The following is a 16,185-nucleotide window of genomic DNA, read 5'->3' on the forward strand; positions in this document are numbered from 1 at the left end:
ATGGATACCGCCGAAATCATTGTTACGCTGAGCGGCCTGGGGTTGGCCGCGTTCGTGGTGTGGTACTTTTTCTTTTCCGCCCGGCAAACGGCTAGTGCCGTTTCGTCTTCCAGCGGCGTGCAGGAAGTGGATATCACCGTCAAGGGGGGCTACTCGCCCGACGTGATTGAAGTGGAGCGCGGTAAGCCCGTGCAGCTTAGCTTCTATCGCGACGAGGAGAACAGTTGCTCGGAAGAGTTGCTGATGCCCGACTTCAGTATTCGCCGCGACCTGCCTGCCTTCAAGACCACGCTGGTGGAGCTTCTACCCGACAAGCCGGGCCGGTTTGAGTTTACCTGCGGCATGGGCATGCTGCGCGGCAGTCTGGTCGTCAAATAACAACTTTCGGCAATGATCCACGACGTGAGCCTGACCCACACCCTACCCGCACCCGGCGCCTACCGGTTGCTCATTAAAAATATGGTCTGCCCCCAATGCATCCGGGTGGTCCGGGAAGATCTTGCGGCCCTGGGCTTGCAGGTGCATCACGTCGCGCTGGGGGAAGCGGACGTAACCACCCCTGACGGGACCGCCCCCGATTGGGAAGCGGTGCGCACCCGCTTGCTAGACGCGGGCTTTGCGCTGCTCGAAGACCCGAAGGCACAGTTGGTGGAGCAAATCAAGACCCTGCTGGTGACGCTGATTCACTACCCTCCGCCTGGGCCGCGGCTGCTCAATTACTCCGCTTATCTGGAGGAGCACCTGAGCCGCGATTACCACCACCTCTCGCACCTGTTTTCCTCCCACGAAGGACTGACCATCGAGAAGTTTATCATCCGGCAGAAGGTGGAGCGGGCCAAGGAGTTGATTGGCTACGGCGAGTTGAGTGTCACGGAAGTAGCCGAACAGTTAGGCTACAGCAGCTTAGCGCACCTCTCGCGGCAGTTTCGGCAAGTAACAGGCCTGACGCCCACCGAATTTCAGAAGCTCGGACCGGCCAGCCTCGCCCGGCGGAGCTTGGATTCGTTGATCTGAACCGCAAAGTTATGCAAGTGAAGGGGCCTGCACTGTAAGTCTCATGTTAGGGCTTACTTGTCAGCCCGGTTGTTTTGGTAGCAATCGGGCGCTGCTTATTTCATGGAAATGGCGACCGTTGTAGCTGTTCCCTTAACTGTGAACTTGCAGTCGTCGAAGGTGGGGATCCGAAAGCGTGGCTTCACATTATTGGACAAGGCGAAGGGCTCCGTTGGAATGCCCACCATGTTGCGGTCCACTAGGTCGTTTTCATTCAGATCCTGGGTTAAGGCAATAGCCCACTCCCCGGGCGGCAGCTGAATGGGGTACACCACTTTGGTGCGTCCGGCGGGCTTGACGTACTTGAGCAGGGTGTAGTGGTTGCGGACCAGAAAATTGGCCTTCACGTTGTAAAAGTACAGCTTGAGCGTGGCCTTATCGGACACCAAGTTGGTAACCACCACGTTGACAGCCGTCGTTTCCACCGGGGGTGTACCCGGTGAACTCAAGGGCCAGAAAACGGAGGTTGCAAGCCAGGCTAGCGCAGAAAAGGTCATCGCAAGAAGTTGAAGGTGAGGGCAGGTCGTTACGCAAGGGTGCCTGCTAGGCGGGCATACAGGGGGCCTACCGTTTTAGTTCGGTTAATCCAGTGAGTAAGGAGCCGCCAGCGAAATTATGCAAGGCTGGCACGGCAAGCTGTAAATCCTGGTCTCCAGCCAGCCGTTTTGGTAAACAGTTACTCCACTTCAACTACGACCGATGAACAAGCTTTTTCGCTTTCCCCTGCTGGCGCTCGCGCTGGCCTTTACTACGCTAACTACTTCCTGCGACAAGGATGAGGATGGGCTGGAGCTGCAGGCACACGACGACAACGTGTTTATGCGCCAGATGCACGCGATGATGACGCAGATGCAAGCGATGCCCAAGACTCAGGATCCCGATAACGACTTCGCCATGATGATGAAGATGCACCATCAAGGTGCCATCACCATGAGCCAGGAAGAGCTACGAAGTGGTTCTAATGCGGAGATGAAAGCTATGGCGCAGCAGATTATCGACAAGCAGCAGGCTGAAATCAGGATACTGGATGCCTTCCTGAGCAGACACCCGCCGCAGCAGCCCGCCGTGCCGGCGTTCAACATGAAGCAAATGGAGAGCATGGAGCGTATGATGCAAGCCAATGACTTGCGGCCTCTTACCGGCGACATCGACTTCGATTTTGCGCAGCTCATGGTCGATCACCACCGCAGCGCCATGGAGAACTCGCAGGCCGAAATAGAATACGGCCGCACCACGGCAATGAAAAACCTAGCCCACAGCATCATTGACGAGCAAGGCATGGAAATCCAGATGCTACAGGAGTGGCTGCTAGAACATAAGAAGTACTAATCATTACCTAAATGAACAGAAAAGGCGGCTCGTTGAGCCGCCTTTTCTGTTTTACACCAGACGCTTAGCTCCTGAGAGCACATTGCCTGCACGTTGCACAGTCGTCCGACTATGAACGATACCAAGCAATGCAATAGCGTGAAAAGGGGTTGCCTATCAGCTACCTAATCGTTTCATCGTCTTTGCCAGTACGTAAAGCAGTAGAAGGCATCGGTTTATCAATCAGGCACCACTTGAGTGACACCCAATCCGTAGAGTTACCCAAACTTGGTAGGCGGGATGCTAACTGCAGCCAGCAAGTCACCTTATTGGGCTGCTCTGGATAGCATGTTGCCGCTCGACGGAATAATTCGTCAAGCTCATGGTTGAGCACAGGCATAGTAGAGATGGCTTCAGCTAAGCAGTCAGATACTATGCAATCGTGGTTTTGGAGTTAAAAGGTTGCCTGTCGCATAATTATGCAAGCAGTAGACGTAAGCGTATAAATGCCTACCGTGGTGCTGGCCCGTTTTCCATTTTATGTCCCTACTGCAAGGGTTGGAATCTTCTTTAGCGAGTAGGTTTGCTGTTCATTAGCTCAGCAGACTCGCCATTGGCAAGGATGAGCCATAAAACCGATTACGCTATGAAGCAGCCAAATTGGCGCCGTTGGTGGCAGCCCATTCTGTACGTTCTGCTACCGGTTACGCTGTATGCGACGGGCTTGCATACCGAAGTAATCGGGCGGGTGCAACAACTGGGGCTGGCGACGGGACTGTTTCGGCGCACGGCTTCACTGCCCACCGCCCCCGTACCCAAAGCGGATTATTCCTTGCAGTTGCGCACCCTAGACGGAAATACCGTTTCCTTGGCCCAGCTACAAGGCAAAGTAATTGTGCTAAACCTGTGGGCCACGTGGTGCCCACCCTGCGTAGCCGAAATGACAGGACTGCAGAAGCTATATGGGAAGACGCAGAGCGACAACATTGCGCTGGTGCTCCTCTCCGTAGATGAGAATCCAGAGAAGGTTCGCCGCTTCATTGCCCGCCGGGGATTCACGATGCCCATCTATACTCTAGCAAGTGACCTGCCAGCCGTGTTCGACACGGAGTCTATTCCTACTACCTTCCTTATTGCCCCCAACGGGGACATTATAGACCGCCACGAAGGGCTGGGTGATTACGACAACCCTCAAATGCTGCGCTTTCTACAACGGCTTGCTCGATAGAGCACAGCAAGCCTATCCTATTCATTATTAAAACTTAACGTATTATACATCAATTTTTTATGCACATAAATGCAAAGTTTTCTGTGCAAAAAACTTTGCATTTAACGAGAAGTAATCATCTTTATGGCTGTTATCAGCTCAAATGAATCGCTCTCGAACGTCCCCTACCCAGCTGCGCTTACTCCGGCACCTTCGCCAACAGGCGGCCGGACAGATCGTGCGTTACGAGGATTTCGCGGACCTAGGCTTTTCCGTATCTGCCCTGGCGTCGGCTCTTTCACGCTTAACCCAGTCGGGTCAAGTGCAACGGGTAGGTAAAGGACAGTATCGAGTGGCACCGGCGGGCCGCTTCGGCCCCGTACCTCCCAGCGAGCAACAGTTGGTGCAGTCCAGCCTGCGTCGGACAACCCGCGACAACCAGACCTATCCAACCGGGAATGCGGTTTTCAACCAGTTGGGCTTGACCACGCAGGTGGCGGCAGAAATCGAGATTGCGACTCCGCGCCGCAAAGAGCCCCAGCGCATTGGCCACGTGCGCATTCGCTTTGTACCCAGCCAGGGCGACGTAAAGCCTGATGAAGTAGAAGTGCGCCAGTTGCTTGACGCCTTGCGCCGACTCAAGCGGCTACCAGCCAGTGAGCCAGCTGCCGTACTCCAACAGCTGAGCCGAAAGATAGCTGCGTTGTCGGCCTCTGATAAGCAAAAGCTGGTGCGCGTCGCCAAGCATTATAATCCGGCTACCCGGGCGCTAACCGGCGCCTTGCTGGAAGGGTTGCAAGAGCCCAAACTGGCGGCGCACCTAGCCAAAACCCTGAATTCTTTAACCCGGTACCGCCTCGGCTTATCCGCTCAGGCTTTGCCCAACCGTGACGCGTGGCGAATCCAATGACCTTACACCAAGACCCCGTCGCGTTTCGCGAAGCGGTACTGGGCACTGCCGCCACCTTGGGCTTGCGGCAGGACTTGATTGAGAAAGACTACTGGCCTTGGTTAAAAGTTTGGTACAAAGGTTAAACGGGCGGGGCCGCAGGAGACTCCCAGTCGAAGGCAAAAAGGGCCTCCAAATCGAAGGGGAGTGAATCTTTTAGGGCGTCGTCCGAGAAATCGAACTCGCCGTTCAGATTGATGTGCTGCCAGCTCGCCCGTGAGCTGGCAGTACATCAATCTGCCACGGACTAGCGCTCGGCCGCCGGGGCATGAAGCAGCTACTGGTTGGGACAAAGGCAATTCCAACAGACGATTACGTTCTGCACCAGCCGTTTGCAAGGGCCTGCTTGCGTGGGTGGTCGCATGCCCGCCGTCGCCCGCTCATGGATACTCTCGCGGCCATACCCAGCCAGCGCGGCGAAGAGGCCCAAGACCGCCCGCCCGGCCGGGGTGGCCGTATCGATGCCTAGGTCCAGAGCGACGAAGCGGACCTGCCGGGCGTGCAGAGCGGCCACCACCTACATGATGTGGGTGCTGTTGCGGCCCAGCCGGTTCAGGCGGGCTAAAGTCACCGTGTCCCCGGCACGCAACGTGGCCAGCCGCTCGGTGAGCACCGGGCGCTGTGAGCGTGCCGCTGATTTTTTCCCAAATCAGGCGGTCTACGCCCGCGACCTTTAGTTGTCCATATCAAAATGTCACATCTGCGTACTTTGCCGCCATGTCCGATTTCCGTCTGCGCGTATTTGCCGCTGTGGCCCGGCACCTGAGCCTGACCAAGGCCGGCCAGGAGCTGTTTGTGAGCCAGCCGGCCGTTACCAAGCACATCCGGGAGCTGGAAGCACAGTACGGCCAGCGCCTGCTGGAGCGGCGCGGCAACCGCGTGACCCTCACCGAGGCCGGCCGCCTGCTGCACGCCCACGCCGATGCCGCCGCCGCCGCTCAGCAGCAGCTGGAGGACCAGCTGCTGGCCCTGCGCGACCCCGACGAGGCCGCCGGCCGCCTGCGCCTGGGGGCCAGCACCACGCTGGCCCAGTACGTGCTGCCGGGCCTGCTGCCCGCCTTCCAGGCCCGCTACCCGCAGGTGCAGCTCTCGTTTCTGAACGCCAACTCCGAGCGCATTGCCGAGGCCCTGCTGCGCGGCGAGCTGGACCTAGGCTTCGTGGAGGGCCGCACCAAGAGCCACGACCTGCACTACGAGCTGCTGCTGCCCGACGAGCTGGTGGCCGTGCGCCGCGCCACACCCGGCGGCCCGCCCGCCGCCCCGCTGCCCCTGGCCGAGGCGCTGGCCCACCCGCTGGTGCTGCGCGAGCGGGGCTCGGGCACGCTGGAAATCCTCGAATTTGCCCTGCGGGCGCAGCACATCAAGCTCAGCGCCCTGCCCGTGGCCATTTACCTGGACAATACGGAGGCCATCAAGCGCTACCTCGAAGCCGCGCCCACCGCCCTGGGCTTCGTGTCGCGCCGGGCCCTGGACCGCGAGCTGGCGGCCGGGCTGCTCGAAATCGTGCCCATTGCCGGGCTGCACTTGGCCCGGCAGTTCGAGGCGGTATCGGTGCAGGGACAGGTGCTGGCCCGGCCGGCGCAGCGCTTCCTGAGCTTCGTGCAGGGGCAGCTGAAGGGGGGCAAATAAAAAATGGTGATGCTGGATAACTATTCGGTATCCGCTGAAAGCACCACTTTATGAGCAGCTTACGTACCATTGCAGCGTAGTGCGGACCGGGTGGTTCGCCCATCTTCACCCGACTTACTTATACTCATGGAAAACACTCCGCAGCCCGCCCCAACCGATGCGCAACCCGCCGCCGAACCGGCCGCCCACGATGGCACCCCGCACTACGGCGACTTCGGCCACCCCGCCGACCCCACCGCGCCCCGCCACTACCAGGCCCCGACCAACGACTGCTCGAACGACAACCCCGACGAGTTCAGCGAATTTCGCGGCAAAAATGCCTCAGCCACCGAGCAATACTGCCTACCCGGTGCTATTGCTGACCCAAATTTGCAGCGCGGGCACGTCGAGCAAAACCAGCACCCCGAAGCCATTGCCGCAGCCGAGGGGGGCAGCGACGCCGAAGAGCGCGCCGCCTACGCCCTCGACGACCCGCGCTACGCTGGCGGCGACGTATTCGATTTGAAGGACGAGCAAACCGGCTTCTAAGCCCTCAGGCCAGTAGTTCATCCGTCCAGCGGCCGGCTCGTACACCACGAGCCGGCCGCTGGCGTTTCCAGCCCTCGCGGCGGCCGGCTTGGCCACGCAAAACGGACGCGCCACCCTGGCTCGGCCCGGGCAATCAATAACCTTTGGTTATGCAGGATAATACTATTGGATAATCCAATCGGTGGGCAACGCCGTATATTTGCCTCAGAAACAAACCCCTCCCGCTCATGGCCCTCCCAGTTCAGCCCACGCCGCTTCAAGCTTCCACCCCGCTGCCCGCCCCTGCCCCGGCCGGGGAAACCGCCGCCCCCGAATTCAACGAAACCACCGGCTTCTTCCGCCACCTGCACACGCCCCGGGTGGTGTTCGGGCAGGACTTCACCTTGAAGCAGGTGGTGTTCGTGCTGTTCTTCGTGTTCTGCCTCACGCCCTGGGCCTCGCCGCCCATTGCCCTGGCGCTGGGCCTGCTGCTGGCCCAAACCATCGGCAACCCCTTCACCACGCAAACCAAGCAGGCCACGGCCAAGCTGCTCCAGTTCTCGGTTATCGGGCTGGGCTTTGGCATGAATGCCCACGCGGCGGTGCAGGCCGGCAAGGAGGGCATCATTTTCACGGTGGTGTCCATCTTCGGCACGCTGCTGCTGGGCCTGGTGGTGGGCCGGTGGCTGGGGCTGGGCAAGCACGTGGTGCATTTGATTTCGTGCGGCACCGCTATTTGCGGCGGCTCGGCCATCGCGGCCATCGGACCGGTGCTGCGGGCCAAGGACGAGGAAATGTCGGTGGCGCTGGGCACGGTGTTCGTGCTCAATGCCGTGGCCCTATTCGCCTTCCCGCCCATCGGCCACGCCCTGGCCATGACGCAGAACCAGTTCGGCCTGTGGTGCGCCATTGCCATCCACGACACCTCTTCGGTGGTGGGGGCGGCGGCGGCCTACGGCAACCAGGCCCTGGAAGTGGCCACCACCGTGAAGCTGGCCCGCGCCCTCTGGATTATCCCAATTTCCATCGGCACGGCCATGCTATTCAAGCAGAAGGGCGTGAAGGTGAAAATTCCCTACTTCATCTTTGGTTTCATCGCCGCCATGCTGGTCAACACCTTTATTCCCGCCGCCAAGCCCCTGGGCCCGGTGATGGTGAACCTGGCCAAAATCGGCCTCACGGTGACGCTGTTCTTTATCGGCGCGGGCCTCTCGGCCAAGGTGGTGCGCTCGGTGGGAATAAAGCCCTACGTGCTGGGCATTCTGCTCTGGGTAGTGATTTCGACCGGCTCGCTCTACGTGATTCTGCACACGGTCTAGCCGCCTGAACGGGGCAGAGCGGCCGAATGGTAGCGCTTGCTTTGCCCGATTTAACTAATTGACTGTCTGCATTCCGCAAAACAAGTTGTTTTGCGCGCTGGCTGGCCATTGCCGCCTGTTTCACCTCTCTCCTTGGCCTCATGGAAATCACTCCCGACCCCTCGCCTCGGCTGCAGCCGGAAGACAAGCAGGCCTTCATCAAAATCGCTGGCCTGCTGACCTGGGTGATTGCCCTGATGGTGCTGGTAGTAGCCGTGACGGCCTACATCGTCGTCTTCAACCCCAAAACGCCCGACCTGCTGGCCGATGCCCCGGCCACGACGGCCGCCGCTGCGAGTGGGCCTGCGGCGGGCTTGCCTGACGTTGCCGGGGGGGCTGTGGGGAGCAAAACCAACTTCTTCCAGCCCGCCCGCTTCGTGCTCGACAGCGTGAAGCCCGACCCGGAGGGCCAGCTCATCCGCTACGGCCACGAGCTGATTGCCCACACCGCCCACTACCTCGGCCCGCAAGTGGCCAACCCGGCCCTGCGGCTGGCCGGCAGCAACCTGGCCTGCCAGAACTGCCACCTGCAGGCCGGCCAGAAGGCGTTTTCGGCCCCCTACGTGGGCATCTGGGGCATTTACCCCACCTACAAAGGGCGCGAGGATGCCATCAGCACCCTGGAGGACCGCATCAATGGGTGCATGACGCGCAGCCTCAACGGCCGGCCCCTGCCGGTGGACGGCAAGGAGATGAAGGCCATCATCACCTACATGAAATGGCTGGGCCGCCAGGTGCCAGTGGGGGAGAAGGTGAAGGGCCAGGGTTTTGTTAAGTTCACCATGCCCAACCGCGAGGCGAATCTCGGGCAGGGCAAAATCGTCTTCGCCCAGCAGTGCACCAGCTGCCACGGAGCCAATGGCCAGGGCCGCCTCAACGGCACGCTGGCCGCCGATGGCTACCAGTACCCGCCGCTGTGGGGGCCCGACAGCTACAACGACGGGGCCGGCATGCACCGCCTGCAAACGGCGGCCCGCTTTATCAAGGCCAACATGCCTTTCGGCGCCACGGCCGAGCACAGCATCCTCACCGATGACGCCGCCTACGACGTGGCGGCCTACATCAACTCGCTGCCCCGCCCGCGCATGGCCCACCTGGAAAAGGACTACCCCAACCTGAAAAAGAAGCCCGCCGACTGCCCTTACCCGCCTTACGCCGACCGGTTTACGCAGCACCAGCACCAGTTTGGTCCCTACGCGGCGATGGAAGCGGGCAAAAAGGGCGGCGAGTAGCCCCGCACCGATTTCCAGTTTCACCCCTTTCGTTTTCACCGCGCTGCTTCGGTGGTGCCCTTTCCCCAGTTGCCATGAAACACCTGCTGCTGACCGCCGCGCTGCTCGCCGGCCTCACCCTCTCGGCCCGCGCCCAGACGCCCGCCACCCGCAACGCCACCGCCATGCATGACCGCGAAGCTTTTCAAAAAGGTGCCTTCCAAGGGGCCACGGCCGACCAGGCCCAGTACCATGTCATCTACCAGCTCGACAGCGACGACCCCAAGCTCATCCAGCAGACGCTGCGTAACATCGGCAACGCGCTGGAGGACAGCCGGCTTAAAGGCAAGCTCACCGTGGAGCTGATTGCCTTCGGCGGGGGCACCACGCTCTACCGCAAGGACCAGCCCTACGAGGCCCAGCTCACGGCCCTCAAGCAGAAAGGCGTGATTCTGGCCCAGTGCCTGAACACGCTGAAGGAAAGGAAAATGAGCAAGGACGAGCTGCTGCCGCTGATTTCCTACGTGCCCAGCGGCAACGGCGAGCTTATTATCCGGCAGGCCCAGGGCTGGTCGCTGGTGCATCCGTAGCGCCGGGCTCTCCGCTGCTTTTGTGCTTTTCTCCGCTTTCCTTACCCAACCCCATGAAACCCCTTCCGCACCTGCTGCTGGCGCTGGCACTGGCCGCCCCGGCCGCCCTTTTCGCCCAGACCATGCCTATCCAAAAGCCCACGCCGCCCGAGCCGGCCCACCGCTTTGACCCGCCCTGGAACGCGCCGTTTCAGGCTGGAGTGCCCTTCACGGTGCCGGGCATCGACAACGCGCCCGACCTCTACGGCGACGTGGTGGACCCGCAGTTGGTGGTGTTTTTCGGGGGCAACCAGTTCATGGTGCTCGATGATTTGCTGAAGGAGTTCCGCAAGGCCCACCCCGAGTACGTGCGCATTTTCGTGGAAACGCTGCCGCCCGGCATCCTGGCTAAGCAGATTACGCAGGGCAGCCTGGTAGTAGGCAACCTGCGCATCGAGCTGAAGCCCGACGTGTACGCGGCCGGCAAAAACCGCATGGATATGACGCCGGAGTGGTTTGCCCGCACCACCAGCTACGCCCAGAACCGGCTGGCCATCCTCGTGCGCCAGGGCAACCCCAAGAAGGTGACCAGCCTGCGCGATTTGGGCCGGCCCGAGGTGCGCGTGAGCATGCCTAACCCCGAATGGGAAGGCATCGGCAAGCGCATCGAGGAATCGTACGAGAAGGCCGGGGGCGCGGCCTTGAAAACGGCCGTGATGACGACCAAAGTGAAAGCCGGCAGCACTTACCTGACCCAGATTCACCACCGCCAGTCGCCCCTGCGGGTGCTCTACGACCAGTCCGACGCGGCCCCGGTGTGGTACACGGAGGCCTTTTATCAGAAAATGCTGGGCCACCCGGTGGAAAGCGTGGCCATCCCGGCCAAGGAAAACATCATGGCCAACTACGTGGCCGGGGTGATGAAAGCCGCGCCCCACGCCAAGGCCGCCGAAGACTTTGTGGCCTTCCTTAACAGCCCAGACGGGCAGGCCGTGTACCAGAAATACGGCTTTTTGCCGCCCGTTAAGTAACGCGCTAATACCCATGAAAACATCCCCGCTTACCCGGCTCCGCCGCTTCGCTCTATTGCTCATGTCTCCTGCTCTGCTCGCGGCCGCGCCGGCCGCCGCCCAAACCCTGCACGTGTACGGCCCCGGCGGCCCGGCCACGGCCATGAAGGAATGCGCCGCCGCCTTCACCAAACAAACCGGCCTGGACGTGGCCGTCACGGCCGGCCCCGAGCCCAAGTGGCTGGCCCAGGCGCAGCAGGACGCCGACCTGGTGTACGGCGGGGCCGAGTACATGCTCACCCAAACGGCGCTGGCCCACCCCGGCTTTATCGACGAAGCCAGCCGCACCAGCCTCTACGCCCGGGAGTCGGCGGTGCTGGTGCGCCCCGGCAACCCGCTGCACATCAAGCGGCTCGAAGACCTGGCCCGGCCCGGCGTGCGCCTGCTCGACGTGAACGGGGCCGGCCAGATGGGCATGACCGAGGACATGGCCCGCAGCAGCGCCCTCATCAGCAACCTGCAGCACAACACCAAAACGTCGGTCAAAACCAGCGCCGAGGCCGTGGACCTCTGGCAGCAAAAGCCCCAGGACTACGACGCCTGGATAACCTATGCCTCCTGGCAGCCGCGCCTGCCCGGCTCGGCCCTCGTGCGCCTGCCCCGCGACCAGCGCGTGAGTCGGGGCACGCCCATTGCCCTCACCCAGCGCACCACGCAGGCCGCCGCGGCCCGGCAGTTCGTGGCCTTTCTGCAGTCGGCCGACGGGCACGCCATTTTCCGCCGCAACGGCTGGGAATAGGCCGGGCGTTGGCGGCCGGAAAGCAAACACGAAGAACGTCCTGCTTCGGCTGCGCTCAGCAGGACGGGCAAATGGCTCTTGGTTTTCACTATTCCACCTTGCTTTCCCGCATTCGCATGGCTATTCCTTCGCTTCCGATGCCGGTGCCTAGCACCCCGTTGCCCGCCGCCCCCCCGGCCGACCACGAAACGCCGCACTGGCTGTTTCGCTACGTATTCAGCCAGGACCCCAAGACCATTGCCAAACAGTACCTGCTTACGGGCATGGCCTGGGCTCTGGTGGCGGGCACGCTTTCCACGCTGTTTCGCTTGCAGCTGGGCTAACAAAGCAAGTTTGAAAATACGGGCCGCCGTACCTGCGGCAACCGCTTCTCCATCATCCAAACCCCATGACCCGTCTCGCTCAACTCCCCGGCCTGCTCGCCCTGACCGGCCTGCTGCTCACCGCCATCAACCCACCGGGTCACGGCCAGGAAGGCGGCAAAATGCTCAAAAAAGAAGGCAAAACCGACGACAAGTTGCTGCGCGAAAACCGCCGCATGATGCGCGACGGCCGCGTGAACCACGGCCAAAGCCTGAGCAAAGAGCCCAAGCTCGTTCGGGAGGAAGACCGGCTGGACCATCGCCAGGCCCCCGCCCCGCGCAAAACCCGGCGGGCGGGCGGTTCGCCGCGCTAGCCGATGGCCCAGTCTTCGTCCCACGCACCGCCCCTGGCCTACACTGAAGTAGCGGGCCAGAGCCTGCGCCGCATCGAGTCACTCAGCGACGGCGTGTTTTCCATCGCCATGACCCTGCTCGTGCTCAACCTGCGGGTGCCGGCCGCCGCCCTCGTGCGCACCGAGGCCGACGTGGGACCGGCCCTGCGGGCGCTGCTGCCCAGCATCGGGGGCTACGTGCTGGGGTTTCTCTCGCTGGGCATTTTCTGGGTGTGCCAGAGCACGCAGTTCACCTACCTGGCGCGCAGCGACCGCCGGCTGGCCTGGTGGCACATTGCCTTTCTGCTGGTGGTGGGGCTGCTGCCCTTTTCCACGGCGTTTCTCACCACCCATTTTCCCCTGCGCGGGGCCGTGCTGGTGTACTGGGCCAACCTGCTGCTGCTGGGCGGGGCGTTGCTGGGCAGCTACCGCTACGCCCAGCGCCACGGACTGCTGCGGCCCGAGCACGCGGCCGTGGGCCGGGCCCTGGTGCGCCGCCTGGGCCTGATGCAGGTGCAGTACGCGGCAGCGGCGGGCCTGTGCTTGCTCAGCGTGCCGGCCGGGGCGGGGCTGCTGCTGCTGGTGCAGCTTAACTACGCGTTGGGCCTGGTGGCCGACCGCTGGCTGGGCGACTGAAGAACCCATCGGGGCCAAATGGTGCCGCGTGGGTGGCCGTATACTCCCCCATTGCCTGTCCTATTTCCTTTCTGCTCCCTCCCATGAAAAAACACCCCCGCCTGTACCTGGGCCTGCTGGCCGGCGTGGTCGCCATCACCGCCAATACTCTGGGGCTGAAAGCGGCCCCGCTGATGGCCGTCAACGCCGAAAGCGGTGGCCTGCTCAAGCTTGTACTGCTGCATACCACGCCGGTGTTGCCGGCCGGGGGGCTGCCCGAGGGCTTCAAGCTGCTGTTTCATTACCTCACGGGGCTGGGCATGGTGGGGCTGTACGTGCTGGTGTTCGAACCCCGGCTGCCGGACAATGGCTGGGTAAAAGGCGGCCTGTTTTCGCTGCTGCCCTGGGTCCTCAACGGCTTCGTGGTGCTGCCGCTGCTGGGGCAGGGCTTGGCGGGCGGGCACGTGCTGACGGCCGGCGGCATGGCGTACTTTTTTGTTGCCAACGCGGTGTTCGGGCTGGTGCTGGGCGGGCTGTATGCGTACCTGCGCCAGCAGCAGGAGGCGGCAGGGGTCTAGCAGCGCTGGTTTCCGTAAGCGTTTGCTAGTTAAATTTCCGCTCTTCTCGGCGCGCATTTCCGTCCTGCCCCACTATTTAAGTCTGGTCATGAAAATCACCAAGTACATCCATTCCTGCCTGCTGTTTGAGCTGGATGGCCAACAAATTCTCTTCGACCCCGGCAAGTTTTCCTTCAACGAAGGCCTGGTGCAACCGGAGGTTTTTAAGGACGTCTCGGTCGTCCTCATTACCCACGACCACCCCGACCACCTTGATGTGGTGGCGCTAAAGAAAATCGTGGCCCTGCACCAGGCCGTCATCATTTCCAATCGTGAAGTGGCGGCCGAATTGAAAAAGCACGGCCTGGCCGTGCAAATCCACGAGGAAGGCCCCCTGGAGTTGGGCGCGTTTCAGCTGCACGCCCTGCCGGTGCAGCACGAGGCCATTCTCGACAGCCCCTTGCCACAGATGACAGCCTGGCTGGTGAATGGCAAGGTGCTGAACCCGGCCGACTCTTTTGCCCATAATCTGCTCCCCTTCGCGGGCGTGGAGCTGCTCATTCTGCCCATCACCGCGCCTTTTCTCACGGAGCTCGTGGTGGCCGATTTCGCCCTGAAAATGCGACCGCAGCAGATTCTGCCAGTGCACGACGGCTACATCAAGCCCTTCTTCGTGCAGCAGCGCTACGAGAACTACGGGCCGTACTTTGAGAAGCACGGCATCACGTTTCACCGGCTGGCCGAACCGGGCGCGGCCATTACCCTCACGTAGCCCACCCCCATGCCGCTTACCCCCACCAACCCCCTCACCCTGTCGGACCGGCTGGCCCTGCAACGGACCCGGCTGGCCAATGAGCGGACCTTGCTCACCTACGTGCGCACCAGCCTGGCACTGGTGGGCTTCGGGTTGGCGCTCCTTCAATTTCACCCCGAGCGGGGCGGCCGGTTGGGGTACTCCGCGCTGGCCGTGGCGGGATTGGTGCTGGCGGTAGGGCTGCTGCGCTTTCGGGCGCACCGCCGGGAGCTGGCGACCTGCCAGCTCCCGGCTGGCGGCGGTAGTTGAGCAACAAACACCCCCGGTGCTACCCGAGGCAAAAGCGTTTGCACCCATAAAAAAGGCCCCTGATGCGTCATGCACCAGGGGCCTTTTTGGTCAGCAGCCGGCTTACGGCTGCGTGAGCGTGACCGCGCCGGCCGGGTTCTTGTCGCCGAGCACCACCACGGCAAAGCGCCCCGCCAGCCGCAGCCGAATCTGGTAGTAGGCGTTGACTTCGACCGCGCCCTCGGCATCGGTTTTGAAGGCGATAACCGGCTCCGGGGCCACCAGCGCGGTTTTATTGTCCGATAAGTATAAGGTGTAGTTCGTGTTCGGGGCCAGCCGCTTGAGAGCCAGAATCAACTCGTCCACGTCTTCTACCGGCCGGATAACGGCCACGCCGCCTACCCCGGGTACCGGCTGCGTACCGACGGGTACCAGGCGCAGGTTAACGGGCGCGACTGGCACAAAGGCTTCCAGGTTGCCGGTGCCGGGACTGCCACCGCCGGCCTTCACCACGTAAATGATGGCGTTCGGGTCTTGGCCACTGGGAGTTTCGCTCAGCTTGGTATTGGTTTTGGTATCGATGCTCACCAGCGCGTCACCGTATTCCAGGCCTACGTACACCTTGCTGCCGTCGCCATTGGGCCACACGCCGTGCGGATTGGGGCCCACCGGAATGGTGGCCACCAACTGGCGTTGGCGGGTGTATACCTTCACCGCGTTTTCGCCGCCCACGGTTACGTAGGCGAAGTCGCCGGCCGCCGCGCCGCTGAAGCGGGTGCCACCGCCGGGGCCGGCCAGGTTCACGTGGTTGGTGCCAGGGCCGGTGTCAATCACGCCCTCCACGGCGTAGGTCTGGGCATTCACCACCGTCACCTTGCCCACGTCCTTGTGCGTAAGCCATACCTGCTGGCCGTCGGCCGTTACGGCCAGGTTAGGGGAAAACTTGCTCACCACCGGTACGCGCGCTATTACTTCGCGGGTTTTCACATCCACCACATCCAGCTCGGCCGTGAAGGAGTGGTCCACGAAGGCCACCTTGCCGTCAGGCCGGAACACCACCATGCCGGGGCCCGGCGCAGTCTTGATGTTTTTCACGGCCTGCATTTTCTCCACGTCAATCACCGTTACGTAGTCGGCCCCGCGTACCGTCACCCAAAACTGCTTGCCGTCGGGCGTGAAAAAGCCCTCGTGGGGATTACGGTCCACATACACGGTGTTCTTAATGGCGTTGGTGGCCAGGTCGATGAACACCACCGCGTTGGTAAGGGTAGCAATGACGCCCAGCGTCTTGCCGTCGGGCGAGACGCCCATGCCGTGCACGTTGGTTTCCCGGTCGTAGAGCGGGCTCAGGAACTGGGGCCGCCCTTTACCCAGGCGAATCACGCCCAGCAGCCGGTTGGTGTTCGGGTCATGCACCGACACCGTGTTCGACGACTGGTCGGACGTGTACACCCGGTCGCTGGCGCTGGGCGCTTGAGGGCCGGGGTCGGCCGGCACTACCATGTCGGGCTGGGCGTCCTCATCGTTATTTTTCGAGCAAGCCCCGAGCAGCAGGGTGGCCGCAAGGACCAAAGTGGAGAAGTTAGTAATGCGCATGGAAGAATAAAATGGAGTGGAAGGGACGCTAAAAAACGAAGGCTGGCTCGTCGTGAAACGAGCCAGCCTTCGGACCGTTGC

The 16,185-nt window shown here is 62.0% G+C and carries 20 protein-coding genes and 1 pseudogene; 18 read left to right on the top strand and 3 right to left on the bottom strand.

What is annotated here, in order from left to right; translation table 11 throughout:
* Together G536_RS0100375 and G536_RS0100380 are read left to right on the top strand one after the other, a co-directional pair.
* The gene (locus tag G536_RS0100375) at positions 1-378 is read left to right on the top strand and encodes a cupredoxin domain-containing protein (protein WP_022821607.1); all 378 of its coding nucleotides are present in this window, start codon (positions 1-3) and stop codon (positions 376-378) included.
* Positions 379-390: 12 nt separating this feature from the next.
* The gene (locus tag G536_RS0100380) at positions 391-1,014 is read left to right on the top strand and encodes a helix-turn-helix domain-containing protein (RefSeq protein ID WP_022821608.1); all 624 of its coding nucleotides are present in this window, start codon (positions 391-393) and stop codon (positions 1,012-1,014) included.
* A 95-nt stretch (positions 1,015-1,109) separates the two neighbouring features.
* Here G536_RS0100380 and G536_RS30070 read toward each other — a convergent pair whose 3' ends face one another.
* The gene (locus G536_RS30070) at positions 1,110-1,478 is read right to left on the bottom strand and encodes a DUF2141 domain-containing protein (protein WP_169515017.1); all 369 of its coding nucleotides are present in this window, start codon (positions 1,476-1,478) and stop codon (positions 1,110-1,112) included.
* Between the two features lie 274 nt (positions 1,479-1,752).
* Between G536_RS30070 and G536_RS0100390 the strand changes: the two genes are divergently transcribed.
* From G536_RS0100390 to G536_RS0100400, 3 genes are all read left to right on the top strand, one after another.
* Positions 1,753-2,382 (top strand): DUF305 domain-containing protein, encoded by a 630-nt coding sequence (locus G536_RS0100390; RefSeq protein WP_022821610.1) that lies wholly within the window; start codon positions 1,753-1,755, stop codon positions 2,380-2,382.
* A 625-nt stretch (positions 2,383-3,007) separates the two neighbouring features.
* Positions 3,008-3,589, top strand: coding sequence for a TlpA family protein disulfide reductase (locus G536_RS0100395; RefSeq protein WP_026879710.1), 582 nt, complete (start codon positions 3,008-3,010; stop codon positions 3,587-3,589).
* 142 nt (positions 3,590-3,731) lie between these two features.
* Complete coding sequence (locus G536_RS0100400) at positions 3,732-4,478, top strand: type IV toxin-antitoxin system AbiEi family antitoxin domain-containing protein (RefSeq protein WP_022821612.1); 747 nt, start codon at positions 3,732-3,734, stop codon at positions 4,476-4,478.
* A 316-nt stretch (positions 4,479-4,794) separates the two neighbouring features.
* Here G536_RS0100400 and G536_RS33010 read toward each other — a convergent pair.
* A pseudogene (locus G536_RS33010) lies at positions 4,795-5,130 on the bottom strand (recombinase family protein).
* Between the two features lie 104 nt (positions 5,131-5,234).
* Here G536_RS33010 and G536_RS0100420 point away from each other — a divergent pair.
* The 13 genes from G536_RS0100420 (at position 5,235) to G536_RS25530 (ending at position 14,529) form a co-directional block, all read left to right on the top strand.
* Positions 5,235-6,146, top strand: coding sequence for a LysR substrate-binding domain-containing protein (locus tag G536_RS0100420; RefSeq protein ID WP_022821614.1), 912 nt, complete (start codon positions 5,235-5,237; stop codon positions 6,144-6,146).
* 126 nt (positions 6,147-6,272) lie between these two features.
* A complete protein-coding gene (locus G536_RS0100425; protein ID WP_022821615.1) occupies positions 6,273-6,674 on the top strand; it encodes a hypothetical protein in 402 nt (133 codons plus the stop codon).
* A 227-nt stretch (positions 6,675-6,901) separates the two neighbouring features.
* Positions 6,902-7,972, top strand: a complete 1,071-nt coding sequence (locus G536_RS0100430) for a YeiH family protein (RefSeq protein WP_019949223.1) — start codon at positions 6,902-6,904, stop codon at positions 7,970-7,972.
* Between the two features lie 140 nt (positions 7,973-8,112).
* Complete coding sequence (locus tag G536_RS0100435) at positions 8,113-9,243, top strand: c-type cytochrome (RefSeq protein ID WP_022821616.1); 1,131 nt, start codon at positions 8,113-8,115, stop codon at positions 9,241-9,243.
* Between the two features lie 74 nt (positions 9,244-9,317).
* Positions 9,318-9,812 carry a DsrE family protein gene (locus tag G536_RS0100440; RefSeq protein ID WP_019949221.1) on the top strand — a complete coding sequence of 165 codons (495 nt, stop codon included), beginning with the start codon at positions 9,318-9,320 and terminating at the stop codon, positions 9,810-9,812.
* Between the two features lie 53 nt (positions 9,813-9,865).
* On the top strand, positions 9,866-10,822 hold the full coding sequence (locus G536_RS0100445) for a molybdate ABC transporter substrate-binding protein (protein WP_019949220.1): 957 nt from the start codon (positions 9,866-9,868) through the stop codon (positions 10,820-10,822).
* Between the two features lie 61 nt (positions 10,823-10,883).
* A complete protein-coding gene (locus G536_RS0100450) occupies positions 10,884-11,600 on the top strand; it encodes a substrate-binding domain-containing protein (protein WP_019949219.1) in 717 nt (238 codons plus the stop codon).
* Between the two features lie 116 nt (positions 11,601-11,716).
* On the top strand, positions 11,717-11,923 hold the full coding sequence (locus G536_RS0100455; RefSeq protein ID WP_073112413.1) for a hypothetical protein: 207 nt from the start codon (positions 11,717-11,719) through the stop codon (positions 11,921-11,923).
* A 65-nt stretch (positions 11,924-11,988) separates the two neighbouring features.
* Positions 11,989-12,276: a hypothetical protein gene (locus tag G536_RS0100460; RefSeq protein WP_019949217.1), complete on the top strand. Its 288-nt coding sequence runs from the start codon at positions 11,989-11,991 to the stop codon at positions 12,274-12,276.
* A 3-nt stretch (positions 12,277-12,279) separates the two neighbouring features.
* Positions 12,280-12,930, top strand: coding sequence for a TMEM175 family protein (locus G536_RS0100465; RefSeq protein WP_019949216.1), 651 nt, complete (start codon positions 12,280-12,282; stop codon positions 12,928-12,930).
* Positions 12,931-13,013: 83 nt separating this feature from the next.
* Positions 13,014-13,487, top strand: coding sequence for a hypothetical protein (locus G536_RS0100470; RefSeq protein ID WP_022821619.1), 474 nt, complete (start codon positions 13,014-13,016; stop codon positions 13,485-13,487).
* Positions 13,488-13,575: 88 nt separating this feature from the next.
* Positions 13,576-14,238 carry an MBL fold metallo-hydrolase gene (locus tag G536_RS0100475; RefSeq protein WP_022821620.1) on the top strand — a complete coding sequence of 221 codons (663 nt, stop codon included), beginning with the start codon at positions 13,576-13,578 and terminating at the stop codon, positions 14,236-14,238.
* Between the two features lie 9 nt (positions 14,239-14,247).
* On the top strand, positions 14,248-14,529 hold the full coding sequence (locus G536_RS25530; RefSeq protein WP_022821621.1) for a YidH family protein: 282 nt from the start codon (positions 14,248-14,250) through the stop codon (positions 14,527-14,529).
* Between the two features lie 102 nt (positions 14,530-14,631).
* Here the strand turns inward: G536_RS25530 and G536_RS0100485 are convergent, their stop codons facing one another.
* Positions 14,632-16,104, bottom strand: a complete 1,473-nt coding sequence (locus G536_RS0100485) for a YncE family protein (protein ID WP_022821622.1) — start codon at positions 16,102-16,104, stop codon at positions 14,632-14,634.
* Between the last annotated feature and the right edge of the window lie 81 nt (positions 16,105-16,185).

Source organism: Hymenobacter norwichensis DSM 15439 (assembly GCF_000420705.1).
GTDB classification, from domain to species: domain Bacteria; phylum Bacteroidota; class Bacteroidia; order Cytophagales; family Hymenobacteraceae; genus Hymenobacter; species Hymenobacter norwichensis.